This window comes from Frankia sp. CoWAU3 (assembly GCF_977971855.1).
Window position 1 is genome coordinate 1,858 of the sequence record NZ_CDWWXB010000228.1, and the last position, 3,738, is coordinate 5,595.

Below are 3,738 nucleotides of genomic sequence, written 5' to 3' on the forward strand. Positions count from 1 at the left end.
ACGTTGCTGAACCTGCCCGGATCCGCGAGTATCTCGCGGACGTCCTCGTACCGGCTGACCAGATACGCGGGTACCCCGAACACGGTGACAACGCGGCAGACGCCGTCGGTGTCCCGGATCCGGACGAGTTCCTCGATCGGATCGAACTGCGCTCGCCGTATATGCAGCGGAACTATCGGTGCCGCGGCCATCGCCTGTCCACCCTTCGTCGTTCACGCGGGACCTCGGACACCGACGACGCTACCATCCACGCGAAAAATTGCTGTCGTTTGAACGGACCGCATCCGGATATCCACCGCCGAAGATAACCCCGAGGAAGAGAACGTCCATCAACGAGTGGATCGAAACTGTTCGACACTGGTCAGTATTATTTTATATTTTTTGACAAAATTCATCATAGTTCAATATTGCCTACCGCTTTCGATTACCCATCTACCGCCATCGGGAAAAATGCCATGATGAATCATCCGTAGAGAATCGGCCTTCCCCACGCCAGGCTCGCGCCCGGGCTCGGATGATGATCCGACCACCCGCCGAGTGGGCCTGGACCGGTCAGATCAACCGAGGACAAGATCCGTGTTGCGGAGGGTGACCGCGGCTCCTACAGTTCGGTTGTACCACCGGATTCCGCGGAATCCGCGGATGCCGCAGATGCCGCGCCCTCCGGTGAGTGCTGACCCCGCGCCGGCCGATTCCTCGCCACCGGCCGGTGCCCCACATCCTGCGTCATGACGGGTACCGAGCGACACACAGGGGAGCCAGAAGATGAGGGACCGCAGGGAGACAGACGTCGTCGAGCTGGCGCAAGAACACGCGGAGCTGCTGCCCGAGCGCATGACCCTGGCTGCGATCGAGATAAACCGCACCGAGTTCGACCCCACCTTCTACCCGGTCGGCTCGCCGGGCAGCAACAACGCCCAAATCGATAATCATCCGGAGCCGCAGACCGCCTACAGCGACGGAGCGTTCGTCAAAACCATCGCCAACAGCTGGAACCGCATCGAGCAGTGGTGAGCTCCGGAACGATTCTGCTCCTCACGCCGGTCTCCCCGGCCGGGTAACCGCACCCGACCACGTTCTCCCGAGGTCGCCAAGGGCACCGTGCACCCGCGGCCACCGGCCGGCCGACTATCCTTCGGCCGGCCGGAAGGCATGCCCTCGCCTCAGTCAGGCCGATCCGAGAAGGCCAGCCGAAGTTTCGACCGACGCTGGCACGACCGTGACACACCTTGTGCAGGTACTGGCCACCAGGTTGAGCGGTGGCTAGCGTTCCCACCGCCCGAATATCCGAGGCAACTCAGATCGGTGGGAAACAAGAATGAACGATATCACGGGCAACTGCGCCGGCAAGCTGAATGGAGAACTGTTCTTGGAATGGGCGGAACTACTACCCGAGCGGACGACTCTCGCCGCGGTCGAGATCGGTCGGAAGGAGTTTGACCCAACCTTCTTTCCGGTCGGCTCCCCCTGGTCGAAAATGGCACAGATCGACGCTCATGCGGAGCCGCAGGTCGCCGGTGGATTTCTGCCCATTCTCATCACGCTGGTACCGAGCATCAACATCATCATACAGAAATAACACCGACCGCTTTACCACTTTACCACTACGATCGACAGATACACCGCCGGATTCCTCCGGGGTGGTCACCCGGCCGGCCGCCGGTCGACGGACCGGCGGCCGGCTTCCCGCCAGTTCATGACAATGAGGATGGGACGCAGATGACCGAGTCCACCCGGTCGTCCACCCGGTCGTCCACCCGGCCGACAACGATGCCGCCGGTGCCTTCCAAACCGGACCGGACGCCCGACCTCACCGATATCACCGGCGTCACCGATATCACCGGCGTCACCGATCCGACGGGCGTTCCCGGGCCGACCGAGGTACCCGCCAGACCGAGCCGGGCCGACGGCCTGGCGCTACTCGGCGAGTTCACCGGGTCGGGCCTGGCCCGACCCGTCTTCCTGGCCCGCCGCGCCGACGGTCAGGTCGTCGCACTCACCGAACTGCTCGCGCACATCCTCGAAGCGGCGGACGGCGCCCGCGACGTCGCCGCGATTGCCGACCGGGTCACGGTGGTCTGCGCCCGCCGGATGAGTGGCGCCGACGTCGCGTACCTCGTAGCGGATCGGCTCATGCCACTCGGCCTGATCGCCAGCGAGAACGGCGTCACCCCGGCACCACGGGCGAAGGCGCTGTTCACACTCGCAGCCCGGCACACCCTGTTACCCGCGCCGGCCGTGCACCGGGTCAGCCGGGTGTTCGCGATGCTGTTCCGGCCAGCGGCCGTGGCCCTGCTGCTGGCCCTGCTGGTGGTCACCGACGTGTGGACGTTCGCCCGGCACAGCGTCCGAGACAGCGCGGCGGAGGTGCTCGCGACCCCGGCCCTGATCCTGGTGGTGGTCGGCCTGGCCCTCGCCGGCGCGCTGTTCCACGAATGCGGGCACGCCGCGGCCTGCCACTACGGCGGTGCCCGCCCGGGAGTCATCGGTTTCGGCATGTACCTGGTGTGGCCGGCCTTCTTCACCGACGTCACCGACTCCTACCGGCTGAGCCGGCTCGGCCGGCTGCGCACCGACCTCGGCGGCATCTATTTCAACGGACTGTTCGTTCTGCTGCTCGCCGGGGCTCTCGCGCTCACCCACGCCGGTGTGCTGGTGACCGCCGTCGTCCTTGTCCACCTGGATGCCATGCGCCAGCTTGCGCCCTTCGTCCGGCTGGACGGCTACTACATCGTCAGCGACCTGGCCGGGGTACCGGACCTGTTCAACCGGATGGGGCCGGCGCTACGCGCGACGCTGCCACGGCGACGCAACCGCGTCCCGCGCGGGCGGCCTGCCCGATCAGCAGGACGGCCCCAGCCGGACGGACTGACCCGACCGGACGGACTGACCCGGCCGGCCCGGATCGTGGTGACCGCTTGGGCGCTGCTCGCGGCGCCGCTGATCCTGGTGAACCTGGTCGTGCTCATGGTCTCGGTTCCGTTCGCGCTTACCCGGACGACCCGGGCCATGTGGGACTATCTCGGGCTGGCGGGCCGGGCGACCCATGACGGGAAGCTGGTCACCGCATTCGCGGAGGTCGTCTCCGCGCTGCTGGTCGCGCTGCCGGCCGGCGGGATGCTGTTCGTGCTGTTCCTGCTCGCCCGGGGCGTGCTACGGGCGGTCCGGGCGCACCGGGAAGGCTGCCGACGCGGGTAACGGCCTCCCGCCGGCCAGCTCGCAACGGCACCACCACCGACAGCCCCCACCCGATCAGACGACGGTGGGCCGGTAGAGGCGGGCGTAGGCACCGCCGTCGGCGAGCAGCTCGCTGTGCGTACCGTCCTCGACGATCTGGCCGTGGTCCATCACGTAGATGCGGTCGGCGTCAATCACCGTGGACAGCCGGTGCGCGATCACCAGGCACGCCCGCCCCACCGCGAGCCGGTCCAGGGCGGTGCGCACGGCGGCCTCGGAGACGGTGTCCAACGCCGAGGTCGCTTCGTCCAGCACCAGCACCCGTGGTGACTGCAGCAGGACCCGGGCGATGGCCAACCGCTGCCGCTCACCACCGGACAACCGGTAGCCCCGAGCGCCGACCCGGGTCGCCAGACCCTCGGGCAGCCGGTCGAGCAGAGCGGAGAGGCTGGCGGCCGCCAGGGCGGCACGCAGCTCGTCGTCGGTCGCGTCCAACCGGCCGTAACGGAGGTTCGCCGCGATCGTGTCATGGAACAGATGCGGGTCCTGAGCTTGTCGTTT

The 3,738-nt window shown here is 67.1% G+C and carries 4 protein-coding genes and 1 pseudogene; 3 read left to right on the forward strand and 2 right to left on the reverse strand.

Translation table 11 applies throughout. The annotated features are described in order from the left end of the window. Window positions 1–191 (reverse strand): annotated as a pseudogene (locus tag AC08ON_RS15945) (cytochrome P450); the annotation flags it as partial. Window positions 192–765: 574 nt separating this feature from the next. Between AC08ON_RS15945 and AC08ON_RS15950 the strand changes: the two are divergent. From AC08ON_RS15950 to AC08ON_RS15960, 3 genes are all read left to right on the forward strand, one after another. Next, window positions 766–1,014 (forward strand): hypothetical protein, encoded by a 249-nt coding sequence (locus AC08ON_RS15950; protein ID WP_011436037.1) that lies wholly within the window; start codon window positions 766–768, stop codon window positions 1,012–1,014. A 304-nt stretch (window positions 1,015–1,318) separates the two neighbouring features. Continuing rightward, window positions 1,319–1,579: a hypothetical protein gene (locus AC08ON_RS15955; RefSeq protein WP_476608324.1), complete on the forward strand. Its 261-nt coding sequence runs from the start codon at window positions 1,319–1,321 to the stop codon at window positions 1,577–1,579. 140 nt (window positions 1,580–1,719) lie between these two features. Further along, window positions 1,720–3,198, forward strand: coding sequence for a hypothetical protein (locus AC08ON_RS15960; RefSeq protein ID WP_476608325.1), 1,479 nt, complete (start codon window positions 1,720–1,722; stop codon window positions 3,196–3,198). 54 nt (window positions 3,199–3,252) lie between these two features. On the opposite strand, the gene AC08ON_RS15965 is transcribed toward AC08ON_RS15960, so the two are convergent. Continuing rightward, window positions 3,253–3,738 (reverse strand): ATP-binding cassette domain-containing protein (locus AC08ON_RS15965; RefSeq protein ID WP_476617252.1); only part of this gene is annotated, 486 nt, incomplete at its 5' end.

Bases quoted from the DNA above. Each gene is read 5' to 3' on its own strand.
- AC08ON_RS15960 (WP_476608325.1), top strand. From the start codon at position 1,720: ATGACCGAGTCCACCCGGTCGTCCACCCGGTCGTCCACCCGGCCGACA.
- AC08ON_RS15950 (WP_011436037.1), top strand. From the start codon at position 766: ATGAGGGACCGCAGGGAGACAGACGTCGTCGAGCTGGCGCAAGAACAC.
- AC08ON_RS15955 (WP_476608324.1), top strand. From the start codon at position 1,319: ATGAACGATATCACGGGCAACTGCGCCGGCAAGCTGAATGGAGAACTG.